The organism is Desulfovibrio sp. SGI.133 (genome assembly GCF_050313955.1).
In the GTDB taxonomy this organism is placed as follows: domain Bacteria; phylum Desulfobacterota; class Desulfovibrionia; order Desulfovibrionales; family Desulfovibrionaceae; genus Desulfovibrio.
This window is the reverse complement of sequence record NZ_JBNPMK010000003.1, coordinates 258,762-283,161: the sequence shown is the minus strand read 5'-3', so window position 1 is coordinate 283,161 and position 24,400 is coordinate 258,762. Positions and strand designations below refer to the sequence as shown.

Annotated in this window: 17 protein-coding genes; 10 read left to right on the top strand and 7 right to left on the bottom strand. The window is 67.4% G+C overall.

The genetic code is table 11. The features are described from left to right. Positions 1-307: 307 nt before the first annotated feature. Positions 308-1,474 carry a radical SAM family heme chaperone HemW gene (hemW, locus tag ACQRBR_RS06310; RefSeq protein WP_427812586.1) on the bottom strand — a complete coding sequence of 389 codons (1,167 nt, stop codon included), beginning with the start codon at positions 1,472-1,474 and terminating at the stop codon, positions 308-310. A gap of 190 nt (positions 1,475-1,664) precedes the next feature. On the opposite strand from hemW, the gene ACQRBR_RS06305 reads away from it, so the two are divergent. The 4 genes from ACQRBR_RS06305 (at position 1,665) to panB (ending at position 6,308) form a co-directional block, all read left to right on the top strand. Further along, positions 1,665-3,164, top strand: a complete 1,500-nt coding sequence (locus ACQRBR_RS06305; protein WP_303880509.1) for a leucyl aminopeptidase — start codon at positions 1,665-1,667, stop codon at positions 3,162-3,164. Next, entirely contained in the window at positions 3,165-4,682 is a 1,518-nt protein-coding gene (cobA, locus tag ACQRBR_RS06300; protein ID WP_427812585.1) for a uroporphyrinogen-III C-methyltransferase, read from the top strand. It abuts the gene before it with no gap. Positions 4,683-4,685: 3 nt separating this feature from the next. Then, a complete protein-coding gene (gene purN / locus ACQRBR_RS06295) occupies positions 4,686-5,360 on the top strand; it encodes a phosphoribosylglycinamide formyltransferase (RefSeq protein WP_204625666.1) in 675 nt (224 codons plus the stop codon). A 126-nt stretch (positions 5,361-5,486) separates the two neighbouring features. After that, positions 5,487-6,308, top strand: coding sequence for a 3-methyl-2-oxobutanoate hydroxymethyltransferase (gene panB, locus ACQRBR_RS06290; protein ID WP_303880511.1), 822 nt, complete (start codon positions 5,487-5,489; stop codon positions 6,306-6,308). 238 nt (positions 6,309-6,546) lie between these two features. Here the strand turns inward: panB and ggt are convergent, their stop codons facing one another. From ggt to ACQRBR_RS06260, 6 genes are all read right to left on the bottom strand, one after another. Next, a complete protein-coding gene (gene ggt / locus ACQRBR_RS06285; RefSeq protein ID WP_427812584.1) occupies positions 6,547-8,301 on the bottom strand; it encodes a gamma-glutamyltransferase in 1,755 nt (584 codons plus the stop codon). Positions 8,302-8,709: 408 nt separating this feature from the next. After that, positions 8,710-10,005: an amidohydrolase gene (locus ACQRBR_RS06280; RefSeq protein WP_303880515.1), complete on the bottom strand. Its 1,296-nt coding sequence runs from the start codon at positions 10,003-10,005 to the stop codon at positions 8,710-8,712. 2 nt (positions 10,006-10,007) lie between these two features. Next, positions 10,008-13,328, bottom strand: coding sequence for a DEAD/DEAH box helicase (locus ACQRBR_RS06275; protein ID WP_427812583.1), 3,321 nt, complete (start codon positions 13,326-13,328; stop codon positions 10,008-10,010). A 222-nt stretch (positions 13,329-13,550) separates the two neighbouring features. After that, positions 13,551-14,459, bottom strand: a complete 909-nt coding sequence (locus tag ACQRBR_RS06270; RefSeq protein WP_168934765.1) for an ATP-binding protein — start codon at positions 14,457-14,459, stop codon at positions 13,551-13,553. Positions 14,460-14,925: 466 nt separating this feature from the next. Beyond that, positions 14,926-15,876: an aminotransferase class IV gene (locus ACQRBR_RS06265; RefSeq protein ID WP_303880518.1), complete on the bottom strand. Its 951-nt coding sequence runs from the start codon at positions 15,874-15,876 to the stop codon at positions 14,926-14,928. 258 nt (positions 15,877-16,134) lie between these two features. Next, positions 16,135-17,181, bottom strand: a complete 1,047-nt coding sequence (locus tag ACQRBR_RS06260; protein ID WP_006007301.1) for an aspartate-semialdehyde dehydrogenase — start codon at positions 17,179-17,181, stop codon at positions 16,135-16,137. 471 nt (positions 17,182-17,652) lie between these two features. On the opposite strand from ACQRBR_RS06260, the gene ACQRBR_RS06255 reads away from it, so the two are divergent. The 6 genes from ACQRBR_RS06255 to ACQRBR_RS06230 all read left to right on the top strand — a co-directional run bounded on the left by ACQRBR_RS06255 (position 17,653) and on the right by ACQRBR_RS06230 (position 24,198). Next, positions 17,653-18,462, top strand: coding sequence for a dihydroorotate dehydrogenase (locus ACQRBR_RS06255; RefSeq protein ID WP_006007298.1), 810 nt, complete (start codon positions 17,653-17,655; stop codon positions 18,460-18,462). Between the two features lie 28 nt (positions 18,463-18,490). Beyond that, entirely contained in the window at positions 18,491-19,417 is a 927-nt protein-coding gene (locus ACQRBR_RS06250) for a dihydroorotate dehydrogenase (RefSeq protein WP_321127797.1), read from the top strand. Between the two features lie 197 nt (positions 19,418-19,614). After that, positions 19,615-20,748 (top strand): hypothetical protein, encoded by a 1,134-nt coding sequence (locus ACQRBR_RS06245; RefSeq protein WP_427812582.1) that lies wholly within the window; start codon positions 19,615-19,617, stop codon positions 20,746-20,748. After that, positions 20,745-21,797: an NAD-dependent epimerase/dehydratase family protein gene (locus ACQRBR_RS06240; protein WP_304036926.1), complete on the top strand. Its 1,053-nt coding sequence runs from the start codon at positions 20,745-20,747 to the stop codon at positions 21,795-21,797. The genes ACQRBR_RS06245 and ACQRBR_RS06240 overlap by 4 nt, the downstream gene beginning before the upstream one ends. Next, positions 21,794-23,800, top strand: coding sequence for an ABC-F family ATP-binding cassette domain-containing protein (locus ACQRBR_RS06235; RefSeq protein WP_427812581.1), 2,007 nt, complete (start codon positions 21,794-21,796; stop codon positions 23,798-23,800). Before ACQRBR_RS06240 ends, ACQRBR_RS06235 begins: the two co-directional genes overlap by 4 nt. Next, positions 23,797-24,198, top strand: coding sequence for a (deoxy)nucleoside triphosphate pyrophosphohydrolase (locus ACQRBR_RS06230; RefSeq protein WP_278338060.1), 402 nt, complete (start codon positions 23,797-23,799; stop codon positions 24,196-24,198). The genes ACQRBR_RS06235 and ACQRBR_RS06230 overlap by 4 nt, the downstream gene beginning before the upstream one ends. Positions 24,199-24,400: the final 202 nt, after the last annotated feature.

Below are 24,400 nucleotides of genomic sequence, written 5' to 3'. Positions count from 1 at the left end.
CATGCTTCAAAAAAATCCTTTTTCCCTGTGCATGTCCGGCTGCCGTGCGCCCGCGCATGCGGGCCTGCCCTCCATCTGCGGATCAGGGCAGCCTTAGCTCCACACCAGTATACACGATGGAAAGGTTTCGTTTCTCCTCCAGTCCCCATCCTCTCGGGAGACCAACACCCACGGCTGCCGGGGCGCTCCCGGCATCGTCCAGGGACCGGAGCAAACGTTTTGGGAAGGGAGAGGGGAGCACGAGGGGAGAGGGAGCACCCTTTTCCAAAAGGGTGTCCCTCTCCCCTCACCCGCCCAACATATCTCGTTACAGCCCCAGCCCGTCCAGCCGCTCGAACAGATCGGCCACCACGGCATTGGAGACCAGCAGGCCCTGCGGCGTGAGCGCCAGCCTGTCCCCGTCCGGACGGGCCAGCCCGGCGGCGACCAGCTCGCGGCACCAGTCGCCGTGGTCGGCCATAAAATCCCGCCCGCTGAGGGATGTGTATTCCGCCAGCTCGAAGCCCGCACAGGTACGCAGGGAAAGCATGAGCCGTTCCTCCAGCCGGATACGCGGTGTGATGGCCTCGGCATCATGGTCGGGGTGCCCGGCGTCGATGTCGGCCTGCCAGCGGGCCTGGTCGGGCGTGTCGGTCCAGCGGCGGCCCTCCAGGGTGGACGTGGCCGCCGGGCCCAGGCCCAGATAGTCGGCCCCCGTCCAGTAGCCCATATTGTGGCGGCTGAAAAAGCCGGAGCGGGCGTAGTTGGAGATCTCGTACTGTTCCAGGCCGTGCGCGGTCAACAGACGGATGCCTTCCAGATACATGCGCTCCTGCTCGTCATCTTCGGGCAGGGAAAGACGCCCGGCGCTCCAGTCGCGTTCCAGCGGCGTGCCCTCTTCCAGCGTCAGGCCATAGGCCGAGACATGCTCCGGTTCCAGGGCAAGGGCGTCTTCCAGCGTGGCCAGCCAGTGGGCCGCATCCTGTCCCGGCAGGCCCCACATGAGGTCCAGCCCCAGATTGCGGCAGCCCGCGGCCCGCAGATGCTCCACGGCCCGCAGCACGTCGGCGCGCCGGTGCGGCCGCCCCAGCAGGGAAAGAAAACGGTCGTCCATGCTCTGCACGCCCATGGAGATACGGTTGATGCCAGCGGCCAGATAGCCGTCCACGGCCCGGCGGGCCAGCAGGGACTCGGGATTGGCCTCCATGCTGATCTCGGCCCCGGCCGCCAGATGGAAATGCCGGTCGATGCGCTCCAGCACGGCGGCCTGGAAGGCGGGCGGCAGCAGGCTGGGCGTCCCGCCGCCGAAAAAGACGCTCTCCACCGGTCGCCTGCCCAGACGCGCGGCCCAAAGATCCAGCTCGCGCAGCAGGCTGTCCCGGTAGGCCGCCACCCGGGGCGAACTGTCGGGCGAGGCAGGGCCCAGCGGCAGGGAGTGGAAGGCGCAGTAGCGGCAACGGGAGCGGCAGAACGGGACGTGGATGTAGACGAGCATGGCGGAAAGGGACGCGGATGGGCAGGGATGACGGCACAGGCCGGAGAGAAAAGGGCCCCGGGGCGGCAAAGCGCCTCGCGGCTTGGCAAAAACGACGGCACAGCGTATATTCTGCTCCTCGCGATGGCAACCCGCCGTCGCCGTCCCGCAACGCGGGACGCCCGTTCATCTCGATGCTTCGGAGAAATCTATGGACATCCGTTTTCAATGCCTCGGCCCCGACCAGTGGAAGGCCGAGATTCTCATAGTGCCTGTCTGCCAGGGCGAGAACATGCTGGAAGCCTGCCCCGCGCTGGACAATCTGGCTCCCTGGCTGGCCATCGCGCCCGCCATGCGCGACTTCCAGGGCAAGAAGGGCCAGCAGGCCCTGCTGCACGGCCATCCCGAACTGCGCGTGCCGCGCGTGCTGGCCATCGGCCTGGGCGCCCGTGAAGACCTGACCACGGACGACATCCGCACGGCCGTGGCCACCGGTGTGCAGCGTGCCCACGAACTGGGCCTGGAATCCATCCTGCTGCTGGAACCCCAGCTGGCCACCCTGCCCGGCGGCCGTGAGCGCCTGGTGGAAGAAAGCGTCTACGCCGCCTGCCTGGCCCTGTACAAATACGATCTCAAAAAGCCCGCCAAGGACGCCCCCGCGGCTCCCCAGTGGCTGGCCGTGGCCTTTGAGGGCGATTTCGTGCCCGACGGCGGCCAGCAGGCCGCCCGCCGCGGCGAACGCGCGGCCGAGGCCGTGTGCCTGGCCCGCCGTCTGGACAACACGCCGTCCAACCTGCTCTCCCCCGCCCTGCTGGCCGAAGAAGCGCAGAAGCTGGCCGCCGATGCCGGTCTCAAGTGCACCGTGCTGGACGAAAAGGATCTGGCCGAAGCCGGCATGAACTGCCTGCTGGCCGTGGGCCAGGGCTCCGCCCGCCCGCCGCGTCTCATCGTGCTGGAGTATGCTCCCGAAGGCCATGAGCAGGAAAAGCCCCTGGTGCTGGTGGGCAAGGGCATCACCTTCGATACCGGCGGCATCTGCCTCAAGCCCGCTGCCAACATGCACGCCATGAAGGGCGACATGAGCGGGGCCGCCGCCGTGCTGGCCACGCTGGTGGCCTGCGCCGGGGACGAGCTGCCCCGCCGCGTGGTGGGCATCATGGCCTGCGCCGAGAACATGCCCGGCGGCAATGCCATGCGCCCCGGTGACGTGGTGCGCGCCGCTTCCGGCGATACCGTGGAGATCCAGAACACCGACGCCGAAGGCCGTCTGGCCCTGTGCGACGCCCTGGATTACGCCCAGAAGCAGTGGACGCCCGCGGCCGTGGTGGACATCGCCACCCTGACCGGCGCCTGCGCCGTGGCCCTGGGCACGCAGGTTGCGGGCCTGTTCTGCGATGACGACGCCCTGGCCGAGCACATCCGTGCCGCCGGTGCCGTGGGCGGTGAGAATTACTGGCCCCTGCCCCTGTGGAAGGGCTACGAAGACAACCTCAAGAGCGAGGTGGCGGACATCTGCCACATGGGCCCGCGTGAAGGCGGGGCCATCCACGCGGCGCTCTTCCTCAAGCATTTCGTGCGTGAGGGCGTGCGCTGGGCGCATCTGGACATCGCCGGCGTGGACTGGGCAACCAAGAAGACGGCGCTCTGCCCTGTGGGTTCCACGGGCTTCGGCGCCCGCACCTTGCTGGAACTGGCGCGTGGAGGCGTATAAATGAAGGTCTATCTTATCGGAGCCGGTCCCGGCGATGCCGGGCTGCTGACCCTGAAGGGCCGTGACGCGCTGGCCTGCGCGGACGTGGTGGTCTATGACGCACTGGCCAACGACTCGCTGCTGGGCCATGCCCGCCCCGATGCGGAACGCATCTACGTGGGCAAGGTGGCGGGCAATCATGCCCTGCCCCAGCACGAGATCAACGCCCTGCTGGTGCGCAAGGCCAAGGAAGGCAAGGTGGTGGCCCGCCTCAAGGGCGGTGACCCCTACATCTTCGGCCGCGGCGGCGAAGAAGCCGAGGAACTGCTGGCCGCCGGCGTGCCCTTTGAGGAAGTGCCCGGTATCAGCAGCACCATCGCGGCCCCGGCCTATGCGGGCATCCCGCTGACCCACCGCAACTTCGCCTCGTCGGTGACCATCATCACCGGCCACGAGAACCCGGACAAGCCCGGTTCCGTGCACAACTGGAAGGCCCTGGCCGCCAGCGCCTCCACCCTGGTCTTCGTCATGGGCATGAAGAACCTGCCCGACATCGCCCGGCACCTGCTGGACGCGGGCATGAATCCCGACACCCCGGCCGCTCTGGTCTACCGCGGCACCACGCCCTACCAGCGCAGCCTGGTGGCCACCATCTCCACCCTGCCCCAGGCCGCCGTGGACAACAAATTCAGCAATCCCTCGGTCATCGTGGTGGGCAAGGTCTGCTCCCTGCACGACCAGCTGGGCTGGTTCGAACAGCGTCCGCTGTACGGCCGCAGCATCGTGGTCACCCGCGCCCGCGAGCAGGCCAGCGGCCTGGCCCAGAGCCTGACCGAACTGGGCGCCAACGTCATCCAGTGCCCCACCATCGAGATCAGCCCCCTGGCCGACTACAGCGAGCTGGACGCCGCCGTGGCCCGTCTGGCCGAATACGGCTGGATCATCTTCACCTCGGTCAACGGCGTGCGCCACTTCTGGAAGCGCCTGGCCGCCTGCGGCCGTGACAGTCGCGCCATCGGCCAGTGCAAGGTGGCGGCCATCGGCCCCGCCACGGCCGACGCCCTGCGCGAACGCGGCATCGAGCCCGACTTCATCCCGGCCCGCTATGTGGCCGAGGGCGTGGTGGAAGGCCTGCTGGCCATGGGCCCTGTGGCCGGCGTCAAGATGCTCCTGCCCCGCGCCGCCAAGGCCCGCGAAGTGCTGCCTGACGAGCTGCGCAAGGCCGGGGCGCAGGTGGACGTCATCGCCGCCTACGAGACCGTGCCCGCTGCCGCCCGCAAGGACGAAGTGCTGGCCGCCATGCAGAACGGCACCCTGGACTGCGTGACCTTCGGCTCTTCCTCCACGGTGGAGAACTTCCTCTCCCTGATCCCGGCGGACGAGCTGCGCGCCCATCCTGAAGTGAAGCTGGCCGCCATCGGCCCGGTCACGGCCAAGACCCTGGCCGACAACGGCCTGCCCTGCCACATCCAGCCCGAAGCCTACACCATCCCCGCGCTGGTGGAGGCCCTGAAAGCCCACTACAGCCCGCAGAGGTAAACCATGGCCCTGAAAATCGCCATCCTGGCTTCCGGCAGCGGTACCAACGCCCAGTCCATGATCGACAAGGCCGCCCAGGGCGTGCTGGACATCGACATCCGCCTCATCGCGGGCAACCGTCCCGGCGCCAAGGTCTTCGAACGCGCCGAAAAGGCCGGCATCCCGCATGTCTGCATCGACCACAAGGCCTTTGCCGACCGCGAGAGCTTCGACCGCGAGATGGTGGCCGCCATCAAGGCGTCCGGCGCGGAATATGTGGTGCTGGCGGGCTACATGCGCCTGCTGACCAGCACCTTCCTCCAGGCCTTCCCCGGCCGGGTCATCAACATCCATCCCGCCATCCTGCCCAGCTTCCCGGGCGCCCACGGCGGCCCCGATGCCCAGGCCTACGGCGTGAAGATCACGGGCTGCACCGTGCACTTCGTGGAAGAGCTGGTGGACAGCGGCCCGGTCATCATCCAGGCCGCCGTGCCGGCCAATGCCGGTGAGGAACTGGATGACCTCATGAACCGCATCCATCCGCTGGAGCACCGCATCTACCCGCAGGCCCTGCAATGGCTGGCCGAAGGCCGCCTGCGCGTGGAAGGCCGCCAGGTCTTCCTGGCCCCGGCCGACCGCAAGACCGTGACGCCTGACGGTCCCTGGCTGGTCTGGCCGCCGCTGGAAGAAGGCTTCTAGCCATCCTGTCCATATCAGGGCGGGGGAAGGACATACGTCCTTCCCCCGCCTTTTCTTTTCCCACCCCGGGCCACGGGCCCGTTTTCCCGGGCGGGCACGCCCCCGCCCGCAGCAAGGGAGACCGCCATGAAACAGACCGCCGTCACTTTCCGCCAGGCCAAAGGACAACGCAAACTGGCCATGCTCACGGCCTATGACGCCACCGTCGCCCGGCTCATGGATGATCATGTGGACGCCGTGCTGGTGGGGGATTCGCTGGGCATGGTCATGCTGGGCCAGCCAGACACCCTGAGCGTGACCATGGATCAGATGATCCATCACTGCGCCGCCGTGTCCCGGGGGCTTACCAAGCCCCTGCTGGTCTGTGACATGCCCTTCATGTCCTACCACCTGTCGCCGCAGCAGGCCTGCGCCAATGCCGGACGCCTGGTGCAGGAAGGCCGGGCCCAGGCCGTGAAGCTGGAAGGCGGCCGCCATTTCTGCCCGCAGGTGGAAGCCATCGTGCAGGCATCCATCCCGGTCATGGGGCATCTGGGGCTCACGCCGCAATCCCTGCACAGCATGGGCGGCTACAAGGTGCAAGGCCGGGGCCGGGAAGCCGCCCAGGCCTTGCTGGACGATGCCCGGGCACTGGAACAGGCGGGGGTTTTCGCCATCGTGCTGGAATGCGTGCCCGCACCGCTGGCCGCTCTGGTCAGCCGCAGCGTCGGCGTGCCCACTATCGGTATCGGCGCAGGCCCGGACTGCGACGGCCAGGTGCTGGTCTGGCAGGACATGCTGGGCATGGTGGACGGTCTTTCGCCCAAATTCGTCAAACATTATGCCGAGCTGGGCACCGCCATGCGTCAGGCCTTCCAGACCTATGCCGACGAGGTGCGCGCGGGGACCTTCCCGGCGGCGGAACATACCTACGGCATGGACGAAAAGGAGCTGGAAAAACTGTACTGAACCGCCGCAGGCTACCGGTGTCCGTAAGGCCCCGCAGTGGCTGCCGGCTCATGAAAGGACTTTGGAATAACGAAAAAGCTCCGGCATTGCCGGGGCTTTTTTACGTCTGTTTGCCTGTGGCCGTCCTGCCGGACAACTCATCCCGCACTGCCGCCTCCCCGTACGGGAGACTGCAGCGGCCGGATACGGCCGTCATACCGGCAGCCGCTCCACCGGAAAAGAGGACTGACGCCCGGGTCTAATAGCCGCAGGCCAGGCCGTCGCCGCGCGGGTCCGTACCGCCCTGCAGGACGCCGGTCACAGGATCGATGCGGATGGCGCCCGCATGGCCCATGGTATCGGTATAGTCCTCCACCCGGCGCACGGGGTGCCCGCGCCGGGCCAGCTCGTCTGCCACGTCAGCGGGGATGCGGCCTTCCAGCTTGAGGTCGTTGCTGGACTTGCCCCAGGTGCGGCCGTACAGCCAGCGGGGCGCGTCGATGGCTTCCTGCGGAGTCATGCCGTAATCCAGCACGCGGGTGGCGATGGCGGCCTGCGTCTGGGGCTGGCCCTCGCCGCCCATGGTTCCGTAAACGAGGAAGGGCTTGCCGTCCTTGAGCAGCATGGCCGGGTTCAGGGTATGGAAGGTACGCTTGCCGGGCTCAAGGCGGTTGACGTGCGCAGGGTCGAGGGAGAAGAAGCTGCCCCGGTTCTGGAGCAGCACGCCCGTGCCCTGGGGCACGATGCCGGAGCCGAAGTCATGGTAGATGCTCTGGATCAGGGAGACGGCATTGCCCTGTCCGTCCACCACGCCCAGCCAGATGGTGTCGCCCTTGGGGTCCAGCGGCGCAAGCTTGGTGGCGGCCCTGTCCATGCGGATGCGGGCGGCCTGCCGCTTGCCGTGCCCGGCCGAGAGCAGACGATCCAGCGGGATGTCCACGAAGGCCGGGTCGGAAAGGTAGGTATCGCGGTCGAGGAAGGCCTCCTTGGTGGCCTCGATGATAAGGTGGTAATAGTCCGCGCTGCCTTCCCGTATCTGCGACAGGTCGAAGTTGTTGAGGATGTTCAGGATCTCCAGCGAGGCCATGCCCTGGGTGTTGGGCGGCAGGTTCCAGGCCCGGCAGTCGCGGTACGGCACGGAGATAGGTTCCACCCAGTCGGCCGTATGCCGGGCAAAGTCCCGTGCGGTGAGCAGGCCGCCGTTCTTTTCCAGATCCGCCGCTATGGCCGCGGCGATGGAGCCCTTGTAGAACTCGTCCGCGCCCTTGTCCGCCAGCAGGGCCAGCGTGGCCGCCAGCTCGGGCAGGCGTATGACCTCGCCCAGCTTGTAGGGCTTGCCTTCCCTGAGATAGGTGGCCGCAAAGCCCGGATAGCGTTGCAGATCGCGAAATTCCTGATCCGTGGGATCGGTGTCCACCTCGCTCCAGTAGGCCAGTGACGTACTGACGGGAAAGCCCCGCTCCGCCAGCTCGCGCGCCGTGTCCAGCAGGGAGGCGAAGGAAAGCTGCGAGCCCAGGGCCGACCGGCTGTACTTCCAGGCCTCATCCCAGCCCGAGACCACGCCCGGTACGGTATTGGCGGCCAGATAGCCGCGCGCCGGCACCTTGCTCAGCCCCCGGCTGCGGTAAAAGTCGATGGTGGCCTTTTCCCCGGCACGGCCGCTGGCATTGAGGCCCTTCATCTTGCCCGTGCGGGCATCATAGATAAGCCAGAAATTGTCGCCGCCCAGCGTGCACATCTGCGGATAGACCACGGCCAGGGTGGCGGCCGTGGCCACAGCCGCGTCGATGGCCGTGCCGCCGCGCCGCAGGATGTCCAGCCCGGCCTGGCTGGCCAGATAGTGCGGCGACGTGACCATGCCGTTGCAGCTCATGGGATTCTGTCTCTGGGAAGGTGTCATGGGCGCGCTCCCTTCCCTGCGTGCTGTCGTGGCGGCGGCGCTGCTCCGCGCGGCCGGGATGGCCGCCAGCGAGGCTGCGGCCAGTGCCGAATACAGGAACCTTCGTCTTTCCATCGTGCATCTCCTGCTCTGCCCGACGCCTTTGCCGGATGGCGGCGTCCGGGATGCCGGACATGATGCAGAAGCTGTGCCGTAAAGATTTTTCCTGTTATCTCAAACTATTGACAGAACAGACAGCAGCAGGGGCTGTTATTTTTCGACCCGAATGTGGAAAACAGCATTTTTCCACAGACCCTGCCGCTGACGGCAGGGGCTCCATCAAAAAATTATCCTGCGTATACAGGCAATTATAAAAAATATTCCCACATGTAGAAAAATCAGGGCAGCTGCGCACCGCACGGCGGCATACCCCTATCCCGCAGGCTTGCGGGGCCTTTCCCCGTCGCCGCGACGGCATCTTCCGAACGGTCGCTTTTCCCGCAAACCGCCAGGGGCGGCCCTTCCGCATGGCCCGGCAACGTCCTAGCCGGCCAGCTCCCGGCAGACCTTTTCCAGCCAGCGCACACCGGGCCAGAGCACGGCTTCGTCAAAATCGAAGCCCGGCTGATGGTGCCCGGCCGCCAGATCGGCCCCCAGAAAGGCATAGGCCGCCAGCCCGCCCTGTGCCTGTACGGCCCGCATCAGGGTCGTGGCGTCATCGCTGGCGCCCATATCGCCCTGCTCACGGATCCGGGGCAGCGGGAAACAGCCTCCGCCCCGGGCATCGGGCGGCAGTTCCCGGGCACAGCGGGCCAGCATGTCTGCAAAGGCTGCGTCGCTCGCCGCCGAGGGCGCACCGCCCACCACATCGAGCTGCCATTCCAGCCCGTGCATGGCGGCCGCGCCCGCGATGACGTCCCGGGCACGCCGCAGCATGTCGTCGTTGACCTCGCTGTTGTTGCCGCGCGTCTCGCAGGCCATGAAGGCCGAGGCAGGCACGGTGTTGCGGCTGCTGCCGCCTTCCAGACGCCCCACGCAGATGCGGCTGGTGCCGTGGCCATGACGCGGCAGGGCATGCAGGCCCAGCAGGGCCGACGCCGCGCCCTTGAGAGCGTCCCGTCCCTGTTCGGGGGCAGCGCCCGCATGGGCCGCCCGACCCGTGAAACGGACATCGAATTTGCTGGTGGCCAGAAAGGCGCCCACGCCGGTGACCAGATCGCCGCTGTGCGGGGCCCCCAGACCGATATGCACGGCCAGGAAATGCCGCGCCCCCGCCACATGGGAGACCATGGACGCCGCACCGCGCACGCCTTCCTCGGCAGGCTGGAACAGCAGGCGCACACGCTGCCGCAGGGGGGCCGCGTCCGGCGCCGTCAGCAGGGCCGCCAGCCCAAGGCCCAGAGCCATATGCCCGTCATGGGCACAGGCATGGCACAGGCCTTCATGCCGGGAGGCGAAGCCCTCGCGCACGGGCCGGTGGGAAGCCTCCTGCGCTTCCATGAGCGGCAGGGCGTCCATGTCGCAGCGCAGCACCAGCGCCAGCGGCGCGTCCGCCGGGCCCACATCGGCCACCAGGCCCGTGGTCCGGCCCATGCGCTCCAGCCAGTACGGCTCCAGCCCTTCCGCCAGCGCCCGCTGCCGGGCCCGGGCTTCGATCTCGGGCGCGGGCAGGCCCATGCGTGCGGCAGGGTCGATGACCTCTTGCCCCACACGCGGAGCAAGGCCCATGTCCGCCAGCTGCCGGGCCACGAAGCCCGTGGTCCAGAATTCCGTCCAGCCTTCTTCCGGGTGCCGGTGCAGCTCCCGCCGCCATTGGATGATCTTTTCCGCCGTCTCCATCGTCACTGCCTGAAATCCACGGGCACGCGCACACGCTGCCCGGCCTTGTTGGTGAAAAGCAACCAGCCGTGTTCCAGCCCGAAAAGGTAGAGCCGCCGCGTCAGATCCACGTCCTTGCGGCAGTAGGCGGCGATGTCGTCCAGCCGCCCTTCCTGCCACCAGCGCAGGGCCTGCAGGCCGTCGGCGCTCTTGGGCTCGTCCAGGGTCGCCTGCCCCAGATTGTCCAGGGACACGCGATACTTGAGACTGTCCTGCACCCGGCGCAAGAGGTCAAGGCCCGGCAGGGCCCGCAGATCGAAGGGTGCGAAGGCCGAAAGCACCGCGTAGTCGAAGCGGAAGGAATTGAAGCCCACCACCAGCTGCGCGGCCCGCATGCGGGCAAAGAGCTCCGGCAGGGCCTCCTGCGTATAGGTGAAGAAATCGTCGGCCCGACTGTCATAAGCCACGGCGATGCTCACGCCCATGCGGTCGGCCCTGTTCCAGCCGCCCACCTCGGCGGCGCTGCGCCGGGTCTCCACGTCAAAGACCAGATAATGTTCCGGCGGCCTGCCCACCGCGCCCACACCGGGTTCGGAGCGACCAAAGACGCTGCCCGCTCTGCCGGCAGACGCGGCAGGAGCCATGAGCCCCGGCTTTTGTACAACCGACAGGGGGGCTGTTGCCGCCGGGGATGACTGGGGCGAGGAGGCCACCTGTTTGCCGGAAGGCTTCCCGGCTGCGGCGGACGGCCAGCCCTGTGGGCTGCTGCCCATCACAGCGACATCTCCCCGGCTGTCCCCGATACGTTCCTCCTGCAAAGGAAGGCCTTCCGAGGCCACCGTCCCAGCCTTTCCGGCTCCAGCGGCGCTTGTCCGAACACCCGGCCCGGCCTGCCCCTCAGCTCCCGCCGGGGCCGGGGCGGGGGCCTGTCCGGCCCAGGCCGCCATGATGGCCGCCATGTCCGGCACGGGCGGCGGCACCGGGGCCGCGGGCTCGTCCACAGGCTTGGGCGGCAGCAGTTCCGGCGGCGGGCTGATGCGCAGGTCGGCGCACAGGGCCTCGCCCTCGGCATCCGCACCGGGCTCCAGCAGATCGCGGATCAGGCGCAGGGCCCCGGCCTTGCTGATGGGCCGGTTGCCCGAACCGCACTTGGGCGAATGCACGCAGGAGGGACAGCCGTCCTCGCAGGGGCAGGCCTCGATGACCGCCGCACAGACCTCCAGCAGCTCGCGGGCATGGCCGAAAGCCTGACGCGTCAGGCCCGCGCCGCCGGGCAGGCCGTCATAGATGAAGACGCAGGCCAGGCCGGTCTGGGGATGGAGCGGGATGGAGATACCGCCGAAGTCGTTGCGGTCGGCCATGACCAGCAGGGGCAACATGCCGATGGCCGTATGCTCGCAGGCATGGATGGAGCCCATGAAGTGCACGAAATCATCTTCAAGGCGCTGGCGGCAGCTCTCGGGGATGACGTACCACAGGCCCTCGGTCTCAAAGATCTGCGGCGGCGCTTCCAGCGGCACGATGGTCAGCAGGCGGTTGTCGCGCGTGCTGCGCTTCTCGTAGCCGGTGATGGTGTCGATGATGCGCAGGCGCCCCCGGCAGACCACGCCGCGCCCCAGGGGACGGCGTTCCAGCTCCTCGAGGATGTCCGTGCTCTTGTGGCCGCGCACCCGTGTGAACCAGTCCACTTTGGCCTGTCGGGCCCGCACCCGGCCCGCTGCCGGGTCCATCTCCTCGATGACATAGCTGCGGCCCCGGTGCAGGTAGACCGCGCCCACATGGGTCTCGCGCCAGGCCCGGAAGCCGTCCACGGAGCCGATGACCGTGCCCTCGCTGTCCTCGATGACGAAGCTTTGGCCCGTCCCGCGCAAGTCCACCAGCCGCTGCGGCCGCTTGCGGGCGGCCAGCCACTGGCTGCCGTCGGCGGAGAGCAGCAGGCGCCCCTGGCCCGCCAGGGCGCGCAGGGCCTCCTGCGCCGGGGCCGGGGCCAGCCAGAGATCACGGGCGGACAAGGGCAGCTCGGCGGCCGCGCATTCCAGATGCCGGGCAAGGATGACCTCGTTCCAGGGATTGACCACGGCCTTTTCCGCCGGGCGGCTGAAAAAGTCTTCGGGGTGGCTCATAAAATACTGGTCCAGCGCATCCTCGCCCGCCACCAGCACCACGGCCGATTCCTGCTGTGCCCGGCCCACACGTCCGCCCCGCTGCAGGGTGGACATGATGGTGCCCGGGTAGCCCACCAAAATGCAGACATCCAGCCCGCCGATGTCGATGCCCAGTTCCAGGGCGCTGGTGCTGACCACGGCCAGCAGCTCGCCCGAGGCCATACGGGCCTCGATCTGGCGGCGTTCCTCAGGCAGGAAGCCCGCGCGATAGGCGGAGATGCGGCCCGCCCACGGCCCGGAAAGGCTCCCGGCCCACAGGCTGACCAGCTCCGTCATGCGGCGGGAACGGCAGTAGACGATGGTGCGCAGCTTGCGCGCCAGCGCGGCCCGCAACAGGTCGATGGCCGCCGTGGCCGGGCTCTGGTCGGGATCGAGAAAGACGTAATGCCGTGCGCCCTGCGGCGCGCCGGACTGGTCCACCACCACGGGCGGCTGGCGGCCGGGCAGCAGGTCAAGGCCGGAGAGCGACGCGGCCAGCTCGCCGGGATTGCCCACCGTGGCCGTGCAAAAAACATAGGACGGCGTGGCGCCGTAATGGGCGGCCAGCCGGTTGAGGCGGCGGAACACACCAGCCATGTGCGCGCCGAACACGCCGCGGTAGGTGTGGGCCTCGTCCACCACGATGTGGGACAGCCCGGCCAGGAAGGGGGCCCACTGCTCATGGTGCGGCAGCAGGGCCAGATGCAGCATCTCGGGATTGCTGATGAGCACCGTGGGCGGGTCGCGGCGGATCTTGCGCCGGAAGTGGTCGCTGGTGTCGCCGTCGTAGAGGGCGGCCGTGGGCCGGGCCTCCTCGGGCCAGCCGGAGACCAGGCGCTGCAGCCCGGCCAGCTGGTCCTGGGCCAGGGCCTTGAGCGGGAAAAGATAAAGGGCGCGGGCCTCGCTGTCACGCAGATGGCGCTCCAGCACCGGCAGATTGTAGATGAGGCTCTTGCCGCTGGCCGTGGGCGTGGCCACCACCACGGAATGCCCGGCGCGAATGTGGTCCGTGGCCAGGGCCTGATGGCTGTAAAGGCCGCTCAGGCCGCGTTCCTCCAGCGTGCGCCGGATGGCCGCGGGCCAGGGCAGACGGCTTTCCGCATAGACGGCCGCCCGCGCGGGCTCGCAGCGGTGATGCCGTACCTGCGGCCCCAGCTTGTCCGAGGCCAGCAGGGCCCGGACATATTCAGCGACGCCCATGACGGGCCTCCCTGGCGATCGTGGCCCCGGCCGCCGTACCGCCTGCCGTCAAACAGGGCCGGGCATGGAGGCTCCGGCGCACGGACAGCCGGAAAAGGGCTGCCGGTGCTCCGGGCAAATCCCCGGCTCTGCGCGAGCGCAGCGGTCTCCGGGCGGGGAAGAAGGCAAGGACAGGGAGGGGCGCCGCCCCTCCCCGCCATGATCTTTCCGGTGCAGCCAAGGCTACTTGCTGTCCTTGAGGGCTTCACGGATGCGGCACACGCCGCACATGTCGCCGGACGAGGTGGGATAGCCGCAGCTGGTGCAGGGCGCCAGTTCCACGCCCTCTTCGGCCTCGCGGCGGGCGAACACCGGCCGGGCGCGGGCCAGGAAGCCCTGGTAGAAGTCCAGCTTGCGGCCGGGCATGGCCGCCTCCAGACGCTGCAACAGAGCCTTGAGCGTGCTGAAGCTGGCGCCGGGGCTGTAGGGGCAGGGGGCGTAGTGATGCTCGATCCCCATGAGGAAGGCGTAATTGGCGGTCTCGAACTCCGTCAGGCGCCACAGGGGCTTGACCTTGCGGGCAAAGCCGTCCTCGCCGTCCAGGCGCGGGCCCTGGTCCGAAAGATAGGCCGTGTCCCAGCGCAGGGTGTTGCTGAACAGGCGCGCCACCTCGTCGTCCAGGTTGTGGCCCGTGGCCAGGGCGTCGAAACCTTCGTCCAGGGCCACCTTGTTGAAGAAATGCCGTTTGATCTTACCGCAGGCCGAGCAGACGGGACGGTTGAGACGCTCCTTGACCAGCGGGATGGCCAGCCCCTCGGCGGCCAGTTCCTTGACCATGAGCTTCAGGCCGTGCTTGGCGCAAAAGCGCTCCACCACGCCGCGGGCCACGGGCGAGGATTCCGGGATGCCCAGGTCGATGTGCAGGCCGGTGACGTCATAGCCCTGCCGGGAAAGCTCCAGCATCAGGGCCAGCGAATCCTTGCCGCCCGAAAGGGCCACCAGGATGCGTTCGTCACGGGTGAAGAGCTTTTGGCCTTCGATGCCCTTTTCCACCTGACGGGCAAAGAACTTGAGGTAACAGTCGGGGCAGAAGGCGGCGTTGTGGCTGCGCAGGGCCACCACGGCCGTCGCCTTGCAGATCTTGCATTTCAATGGCGTCTTCCTTGGAAAGAGTGGATGCCCCGGCGTGCTCCGGCGGCATGTCATGGCAAAAACAGGAAAAAAGCCCGCACGGGGCCTTTCCTGTATAAAAAACATCCCGCCCGCCGTCCAGACGACGGCCGGCGGGGCGGGTGGTCATGCAGGAGCATCCGGGGGGAAGGCCCCCCCATCCCCCAAACGCGCTTCGTCAGGAGACAAGGGCATCCGTCACGGGCAACCTGCAAGCATCACAGCATATGTCTGTATGGATTGTCGCTGCATCCGTACGAGCTGGGGAAAAATGAAAAGCCATACAGGTGAAGTTCTCTTGCCGCACGTCACCTGGCTGTCGCCGACCATAAGGGGACAGCCTTTCCCGGGTAACGTACGCTGGGGAAAAGAATGGGAGTTTGCGGGAAGGGCCCTTCGCGTCGAAGCAGCGCAAGGGGCCCCTTCCCTCTGCAAATGTCTTATGACGCTAGAACGGCGTACCGGTGGCCAGCATGTGTTCCAGCAGGGCGTCACGCAGCCAGCGGGCCACGGGGCCGGGGCGGCCGGCGTCGGGGCCCTGGCCGATAGGACGGCCCTCGAAATGGCTGATGCCCACGCACAGGCTGGCGCTGGTGAAGAGCAGCATCTCGCGGGCGGTGAAGATCTCTTCGCGGCGGATGGGGCGTTCCACCACAGGCAGGCGCTGCGGCGCGATCTTGCGGGCGGCCAGCATGGAGGTGCCGGGCAGGATGCGGCGGCCTTCGGGACAGCACAGGCGGCCTTCGGCATCCACGATGCCCACATTGGCGATGGCGGCCTCGCCCAGATGGCCGTCCTCATCAAAGGTCACGGCCACGTCCATGCCCCGCTGCCGGGCCTCGGCCGCCATGAAGACATTGGGCAGATAGTTGGTGCTCTTGATGCGGGCCAGATATTCCTGCTTGGGCGGGATGGCGCTGGCAAAGGCCGTGAGGCCCTTCTCGTAAAAGGCTTCCGTGGGCAGTTCCTTGCGCAGGGCCACGATGTAGAGGCTGGACTGCGGGCACTCCTCGGGCGAGACGCCGAAACCGCCGGGCCCCCGGCCCACCAGCACGCGGATGTCGCCATGATCGGTGCCCGAAGCGCGGGCCACGTCCAGGATGCGGGTGCGCAGCTCGTCCCACGAACAGGGCGGCAGCAGGGAAAGGGCGCGGCTGCCGTCGCGCAGGCGGGCCAGGTGTTCCTCAAGGGCAAAGATGCGGCCCTCGCGGTAGCACAGGCTCTCGAACAGGGCATCGCCCCGGTGGCACATGTGGTCGTCCAGGGGCAGAAGCAGACAGCGCGCGTCACGACAAACGGCGTCCACACGCGCATCGTAAAAGGCCAGGATCTTGTCGGCCCCGGGCCGGGGCGCGGCCATCAGGGCCGCCATCCAGGCATCGGCATCCAGAATCTTCATGGCATCCCCGCGAAAGGCCCTCCCGCGCGGGAGCGGCCTGTTGTGGTTGCTGATCGGGGGCAGGGCCCCTGCCGGCGGCTGCCGCCGGTGAAACGTCTTTTTCTAGCACGAACGGCAGCGGCGGGGAATACCTCGCCCCGCTGCCGGGGATCACGCCCGTACCTGCGCTCCGCACGGAAAAAGCAGGGGGAAGGACCTGCCCCGCCACGGCGGGAACGGGCCCCTCCCCCTCTGCTGTCCGTATCCTGTCGCTGCGGACTAGGACATGAAAACGTTCTTGTCGGGCACGCGCACCAGATCGCGCTTGAGCAGTTCCTCGGCGATCTGCACGGCATTGAGGGCCGCGCCCTTGCGCACGTTGTCGGCCACGATCCAGAGGTTCAGACCGTTCTCGATGGTCTCGTCCTCGCGGATGCGGCCCACATAGGTCTCGTCGTCGCCCACGCAGTAGGCGGGCATGGGGTACATCTTTTCGCGCGGGTTGTCGAAGACGCGCACGCCGGGGGCCTGCGAGAGCAGGATGCGGCATTCCTTGGCGGTCATCTTCTTGTGGGTCTCGATGTTCACGGACTCGGCATGGCAGTAGAACACGGGCACACGCACGCAGGTGGCGGTCACCTTGACCGTGGGATCATTGAAGATCTTCACGGTCTCGTTGACCATCTTCATTTCTTCCTTGGTGTAGTCGTTCTCCAGGAAGACGTCGATGTGCGGCAGCACGTTGAAGGCGATGCGGTAAGGATAGACCTTGTTTTCGGGCTCGCGCATGTTGAACAGGTCGCGGGTCTGGCGTTCCAGTTCTTCCAGGCCCTTCTGGCCGGTACCGGACACGGCCTGATAGGTGGAGACCACGATGCGCTTGATGCCCACGGCGTCATGGATGGGCTTGAGGGCCACCAGCATCTGGATGGTGGAGCAGTTGGGGTTGGCGATGATGCCCTGATGGCCTTCCAGATGTTCGGGGTTCACTTCGGGGACGACCAGGGGGCAGCGGTCGTCCATGCGCCACTGGGAGGAGTTGTCCACCACCACGCAGCCGGCATGGGCGGCATGGGGAGCGAATTTTTCGGAAGTGCTGCCGCCGGCGGAGAAGATGGCGATGTCGATACCTTCAAAGACATCTTCCTTCAGTTCCTGCACCACCAGCTCGTCATCGCCGAAAGGCACCTTGGTCCCGGCGGAACGGGCCGAGGCGAAAGCACGCACTTCCGTGGCCGGGAACTGGCGATCGTGCAGGGTTTTCAGCATTTCACGGCCCACGGCGCCCGTGGCGCCCACAACGGCAACAGTCAACTTCTTGCTCATGCTCAATTCTCCATGCAGGGCAAATCAAAGGCTATACGGGGTCTGCAGCAGCATCATTCCGGCCCGGCCCCAAAAGAAACCTGACTATAGCGGGCATCATGGCAAAAGGGAAGATGTGACGGCGCGTCTGTACTGACAATTTTCGTGTGAAAAATTACACAGTTATCCTGCAATGCCTTGGCCCTTCGCCGCCTTTTTTGCCGACCGTGCGACATGGGGCGGCGCAACACGCTGAAATCGAAACGATTTTCCGCAGCGTTCCCGCGCCACCGCCGGACAGATATGCGGAGCATCCCTCGGCCAGGACGCCCGCCGTCCGCCTCTCTGGCGCAGGCTCTCCCCGGGGTATGGCCGAGCCTTTTTGCCTGCGCTTTTCCCGGCTTGCGGCACAGGCAGAAAAAAACGCCTTCCGCCCGCTTCTGACGGGCCCGGAATGTTGACCGTTCCGGCACAAGCTCCTATACTTGCGCGATGACACAACCTAGCTCCTGCCTACTTACGGTGCTGGATCTGGTCCCCTTCGGCCAGACCGGCCAGGAAAGCCGCTTCTTCGCCCTGCGCCTCACCCGCCCCGACTGGCCGTCGTGGCGTCCCGGCCAGTTCGTGATGGTGCGGCCCACGTCGTTCGGTCTCGAGATGCCCTGGGCCCGTCCCTTCGGCATCTGCCACATGACTTCCCGTCACCTGATCTGCTTCTTCCAGGTCGTGGGGCGCGGCACCCGTCGCATGGCCGAACTCAAGGCCGGCGACACCGTGCGCGTCTGGGGGCCCCTGGGCAACGGCTTCGCCATGGAGCCCGACACCCCCACCCTGCTGCTGGCCGGCGGCATGGGCATCGTGCCCTTCGTGGGCTATGTGAGCGAGCACCCCAAGCCGTGGAACGTGACCATGCTCTTTGGCCATCGCGAGCCGCTGAGCTGCTACCCCGTGGACAGCATCAACGAGCATGTGCCCCTGGACAGCCTGCGCGAGACCGTGCCCGGCGACCTGGACAACTTCATCTTCACCATCCAGGAACGCATGCGCGAATACGCCGAGCAGAAGGGCCTGATCCTGGCCTGCGGCCCCCTGCCCTTCCTCAAGACCGTGCACGGCTTCGCCCGTGAGCTCAACGCCCGCGTGCAGCTCTCGCTGGAAAACCGCATGGCCTGCGGCGTGGGCGCCTGCCTTGGCTGCGTGACCCGCACCACCGAGGAATGGCCCGTGGCCGACAAGCGCAACGGCCTTGTCCAGACCTGCAACCACGGCCCCGTGTTCTGGGCCAACCAGATCGAGCTCTAGGCCGGGGGACAGCATGAACCAGCACTCTATGGATCTTTCCGTCACCCTCAAGGGGCCCACGCAGAGCCTGCACCTCAAGAACCCGGTGCTCACGGCTTCCGGCACCTTTGGTTACGGCATGGAATTCGCCCCTTACGGCGACCTGACCAGCCTGGGCGGCATCATCGTCAAGGGCCTGTCCCTGCTGCCCCGCGACGGCAACCCCTGCCCGCGCATCGTGGAGACCACGGCCGGCATGCTCAATGCCGTGGGCCTGCAGAACGACGGCGTGGAAGCCTTCTGCAAGGAAAAGCTCCCCCGCCTGCCCTGGCAGCAGCTGCCCGTCATCGCCAACCTGTACGCCACCTCCCCCGCCGAATTCGGCGAGCTGGCCGCCCGCCTCAATGAAGAGGAAGGCGTGGCCGCGCTGGAAGTGAACGTCTCCTGCCCCAACGTCAAGAGCGGCGGCATCCTCTTCGGGCAGGACCCCAAGCTGGCCGCGGCCGTCACCCGCGCCGCCCGTGACGCGGCCCCCAACAAGCCGCTCATCATCAAGCTTTCGCCCAATGTCACGGACATCGCCCTCATGGCCCGCAGCGTGCAGGATGCCGGTGCGGACATGATCTCGTGCATCAACACCCTTTCGGGCATGGCCGTGGACGTGGCCCGGCGCAAGCCCCGCCTGGCCAATGTCATCGGCGGCCTGTCCGGTCCGGCCATCAAGCCCGTGGCCCTGCGCTGCGTGTGGCAGGTCTGCAAGGCCGTGGACATCCCCGTCATCGGCCTGGGCGGCATCTGCTCCGCCGAAGACGTGCTGGAGTTCATCCTGGTGGGTGCCCATGCCGTCCAGATCGGCACGGCCAACTTCATCAGCCCCGACCGCGCCTTCGAGATCGTCAAGGAACTGCCCGCCGTCTGCCGCCAGCTGGGCGTGACCAGCCTGGACGAGCTGCGCGGCTCCCTGAAGACGGCCTAACGCACGTCCGCTCCTTTTCCCGTGCGGGAGGGTACCGTAAGGCGCTCTCCCGCGCGGTGTTTTTTGTCCGGGGCACTGCGCCCCTTTCCGGCCTTGCTTCCGCCTCCCGGCGCCTGCCGGGACGGCCCGGCCAGCCCCGAAGATCCAACCGCAACAGGGTACGGCAGCCCCTGCAAGTCTGCTCCATGGAGGCCCGCGTGGCAGAACTGAGCATCATCCCCGTCAACACTGCGGAAGACCTGGACCGCTTCGTCGAACTGCCCTGGAGCATCTACACGCCGGATTCCCTCTGGGTGCCCAACCTGAAAAAGCAGGACCGCGAGCTGCTCTCGCCCGGCGAGCATCCCTTCTGGAAGACCGCCCGGCGCGAACTGTTCCTGGCCCTGCGCGACGGCCGCCCCGTGGGCCGCATCGCGGCCATCGTGGACGAAAAATACAACGCCTATGCCGACGAACGCTGCGGGGCCTTCGGCTTTTTCGAGTGCCGGGATGACCGCGAGGCCGCTCACGCCCTGCTGCAGGCCGCCTACGACTGGCTGCGCCGCCAGGGCATGGCCTTCATGCGCGGGCCCCTCAATCCGTCCACCAACTACACCTGCGCCATGCTGGTGGACGGCTTCGACGAGGCCCCCGCGCTCATGATGCCCTGGAACCCGCCCTACTACCCCGCCCTGCTGGAATCCTGGCACATGCGCAAGGAGCAGGACCTGTTCGCCTACCTCATCGAGCGCGACAAGCTGCACGTGGAGGACTGGCTCAAGGACGAGATCCGCCACCTCAAGGATCAAAAGCGCTTCACCTGCCGCGTCTCCTCCAAGGCCACCCTTACCGAGGACATCCGCATCATGCTGGACCTCTACCGCATCTCGTGGGCGGGCAACTGGGGCTTCGCGCCCCTTTCCGACGGCGAGGCCGACGTGCTGGTGAAGGAGCTCAAGGGCCTGCTCAATCCCGATTTCTTCGTCCTCTTCTTCCATGACGGCGAGCCCGCCGCGGGTATGGTGGCCCTGCCGGACTTCAATCCCCTGCTCAAGCGCCTCAACGGCAAGCTGGGCCTGAGCGCCCTGTGGCATTACTGGCAGGCGCGCGGCGAGATGCGCGGCAAGTACCGCATGATCCTCTTCGGCATCCGCGAAGAGTTCCGCCTGCTGGGCCTGCCCCTGCTCCTGCTGGACTACATGCTGGAACAGGCCCGCCGCCATCCCGAGTTCTGCCAGGTGGAAGGCTCGTGGGTGCTGGAGGACAACATGGCCGTCAATGACCTCATCGAAGACTTTTCCGGGCGGATCACCAAACGTTACCGCCTGTACCGCAAGGAGATCGTGTCATGAGCCATAGCGCCGATACTCCCCTGGGCATGCCCGCTCCCTGGCTGGACGGCAAAAAAATCGTCGTCACCGGCGGCACCGGCTTCGTGGGCCGTCACCTGCTGCCCCAGCTGGTGGCTGCCGGGGCCCGCGTCACCTGCATCACCCGCGCCACGTCCCGCCGCGACCATCTGCCCGCCGGGGTGGAGGTCGTCCGCGCCGACCTGCGCAGCGGCGCCGGGCTGGAAGAAGCCCTGCGCGGCCAGGACATCTGCATCCACATGGCCGCCCTGCTCTTCGGCCTGGGCTGGCAGGACTATCTGCGCGCCAACAGCGAGGCCGCCCGCGCCCTGGCCACGGCCTGGCAGCGTCTCGACGCGCAGGGCCAGGCCCCGCAGCGCATGGTGCTGGTCTCCAGTCTGGCCGCCAGCGGCCCCTGCGACACGCCCGCCGGCAGAGGCGACGATGCCCCCGGCGCGCCCGTGTCCGCCTACGGCTGGTCCAAGCTCATGGTGGAACAGATCCTGGGCCGTGCCCTGGGCGAGCGCATGGTCACCCTGCGGCCGCCCATCATCTACGGCTCCGGCGACCGCGGCCTGCTGCCCGTGTTCCAGGGCCTGCGCTACGGCGTGGCCGTCACGCCCGGCATGTTCCGCCGCTTCCCGGTCTCGGCCGTGCATGGCCGCGACGTGGGCCGCGCCATCGTCTGCTGCTGCCGCCCCGAAGCGCACGGCGTCTATCACGTCAATGACGGCGGCTGCTACGCCATGGCCGACTTTTACCGCGCCATGGCCCGGGCCATGGGCAAAAAGGCCTGCATCCTGCGCCTGCCCCTCTGCTTCCTGGGCCTGACCGCGCTGCTGTCCACGCTGGGCGGCAGCCTGCTGGCCGCGCTGGGACGCAAGGGCCGCGCCCCCAACTGGAATCTGGACAAATACCGCGAAGCCCGCCAGTCCGGCTGGACCTGCGACGCGTCGCGCCTGCGCGAGGAACTCGGCTATGCCCCCGCCCTCACGCTCGACCAGGGCATGCAAGAAGCCGTGGAAGGCTACAGGCGCGAGGGCCTGCTGTGAAAATAACCATCCAGGAACTGTCCAAGTCCTTCGGCGGACGGGACATCTTCAACAATTTCTCGCTGGAAGTGGACTCCGGCGTGCGTCTGTGCGTCTGCGGCCCCAACGGGACCGGTAAATCCACCCTCCTCCGCCTGCTGGCCGGTGTGGAACCCGCCGACGGCGGCCGTGTCATCCTGCCCAGGGGCTGCCGCCTGGGCTTCGTGGAACAGGAGCTTTCCGAAGAGGCCCTGGACACGCCCCTGCTGACCTATGTGCTGGACGTGCTCCATGACTGGAACGAGTTCTGGGCCGAGTGGGAAGAGGCCGCCCAGCAGAAGGACGAGGCGCGCCTGACCCAGCTCATGCACCGCCAGGCCGAGCTGGAAGCCACCCACGGCTATAATCCCGAGCACCGCGCCAAGGCCGTGCTCTCCGGTCTGGGCTTTGCCGAAAGCAAGTGGCTGCGCACCCTGCGCGAGCTCTCCGGCGGCTGGCGCGAACGCGCCAAGCTGGCCCGCGTGCTCACCGCCGGGGCCGACGTGCTGCTGCTGGACGAACCCACCAACCATCTGGACATGGAAGCCGTGGAATGGCTGGAGTCCTTCCTCATGGACTTCAAGGGCGCCCTGGTCTTCGTGGCCCACGACCGCGTGTTCATGGACCGCGTGGGCACGCACGTGCTCTATCTGGGCCTGTCCCGCCCGGTCTTCCGCAAGGCCACCTACACCCAGTTCCTCTCCCTTCAGGAGGAATACAACGCCCAGCGTGAACGCGAAGCCAAGGCCCTGCAGGACGAACTGGCCCGCAAGATGGCCTTTGTGGAACGCTTCCGTGCCAAGGCCACCAAGGCCCGTCAGGCCGGTTCACGCCAGAAGATGGCCAAAAAGCTGGAAAAAGAGCTGGAAGATTACCGTCCCGAGCCCAAGCGCAAGGAACTGAACTTCACCTGGCCCGAAGCCCCGCACATGGAAAAGGTGGCTCTGGCCGCCGCCGATCTGGCCTTCCACTTCCCGGACGGCAAGCAGATGTGGCCGCCGCTGACCTTCACCCTCTACAACGGCCAGCGCGTGGCGCTGGTGGGACACAACGGCTGCGGCAAGTCCACCCTGCTCAAGCTGCTGGCCGGGACCCTGGAACGCTGCGGCGGCAACGTGGTCACCGCGCCCCAGATGCGCCTGGGCTACTACACCCAGCACCAGATGGACACCTTGCGCCCGGACACCACCGTGCTGGGCGAGATCCGGCGCCTGTCCGACCCCCGCACCACCGAAGAAGAGCTCATGAGCGTGCTGGGCCTCTTCCTGCTGGGGCAGGAATACTTCGACCGGCAGGTGAGCAAGCTCTCCGGCGGTGAAAAGAGCCGTCTGGTACTGGCCAGCCTGTTCCTCAAGCGCTGCAACTTCCTGCTGCTGGACGAACCCACCAACCATCTGGACCTCGAAAGCCGCGAGGCCCTGGGCACGGCCCTGCAAAAATTCGACGGCACCCTGCTCATGGTGGCCCACGACCGCTGGCTGCTCTCTCAGGAGGGTGCCGAGGCCTGGGCCCTGGATGAGAAAGGCATCACCGTCTACCCCGACTTTGCCAGCTACGACACGGCCCGCCGTGCCGCGCTGGAAAGCGGCAGCGTCAGCCCCAGCCTCAATGCCTCCAACAAGGCCGAAAAGCCCGACAACGCGCCCCGCGCCAACCTCTCCCGCGAGGAGCAGAAGCGCCTCAAGCGCGAGCAGGCCGAGCGCCGCAACGCCCTGCACAAGGAGCTCAAGCCCCTGCAGCAGAAATACGCCGCGCTGGAAGGCGAGCTGGAAAAGGCCATGAACGAGCAGGCCGACGTGGAAACCCAGCTGGCCGATCCGGCCGTCTACGCCGACGGCGCCCGCTCCACCGAGCTGCTCAAGCGCTTCAACGAGCTGCGCGACCTGACCGAGCGTCTTATGGAAGACATGGCCGCCCTGGAAGAGCAGATCGCCGCCATCGAAGCCAAGCGCGCCGATATCGACAGCATGGGGGATCCGGCATGACCTCCATCGTCGTGGCCGGCGGCATCATCTGGCAGGACGACCACCTGTTGGCCGCCCTGCGCCCGCAAGGCAAGCCCATGGCCGGTTACTGGGAGTTTCCCGGCGGCAAGCTCGAACCCGGCGAGACCGCCGAACAGGCCCTTTGCCGCGAGCTGCGCGAGGAGCTGGGCATCAGCGTGCGCGCCTGCCGGCTCTGGCAGATCGTGGAGCATGATTATGCCGAGCGCGACCTGCACGTGCAGCTGCACTTCTTCCACGTCACCGCCTTTGACGGCACGCCCTGCGCCCGGGAACGTCAGGAGCTGCGCTGGGTCACGCCCGCCCAGGCCCGTGACCTGCCCTTCCTGCCCGCCGACGCCGATCTGGTGGCCGGCCTGCCCGCCTGCGCGCCGCGGTAGCGCGTCAGGCTCTGCAACAATGATTTTGTTGAGGGGGGAAGGGAACCCCTTTGGCTAGCGCACAAAGGCGGTTCCCTTCCCCCCTCAAACTCCCCCCTTCCTTCCCCAAACGCGCTTTCACGGCCTGTGTCCCTGCGGGAACACAGGCTTTTTTGTTTTTTGGGGAAAGATCCATGGAAAAGAGACCGGGAGACTGACCACA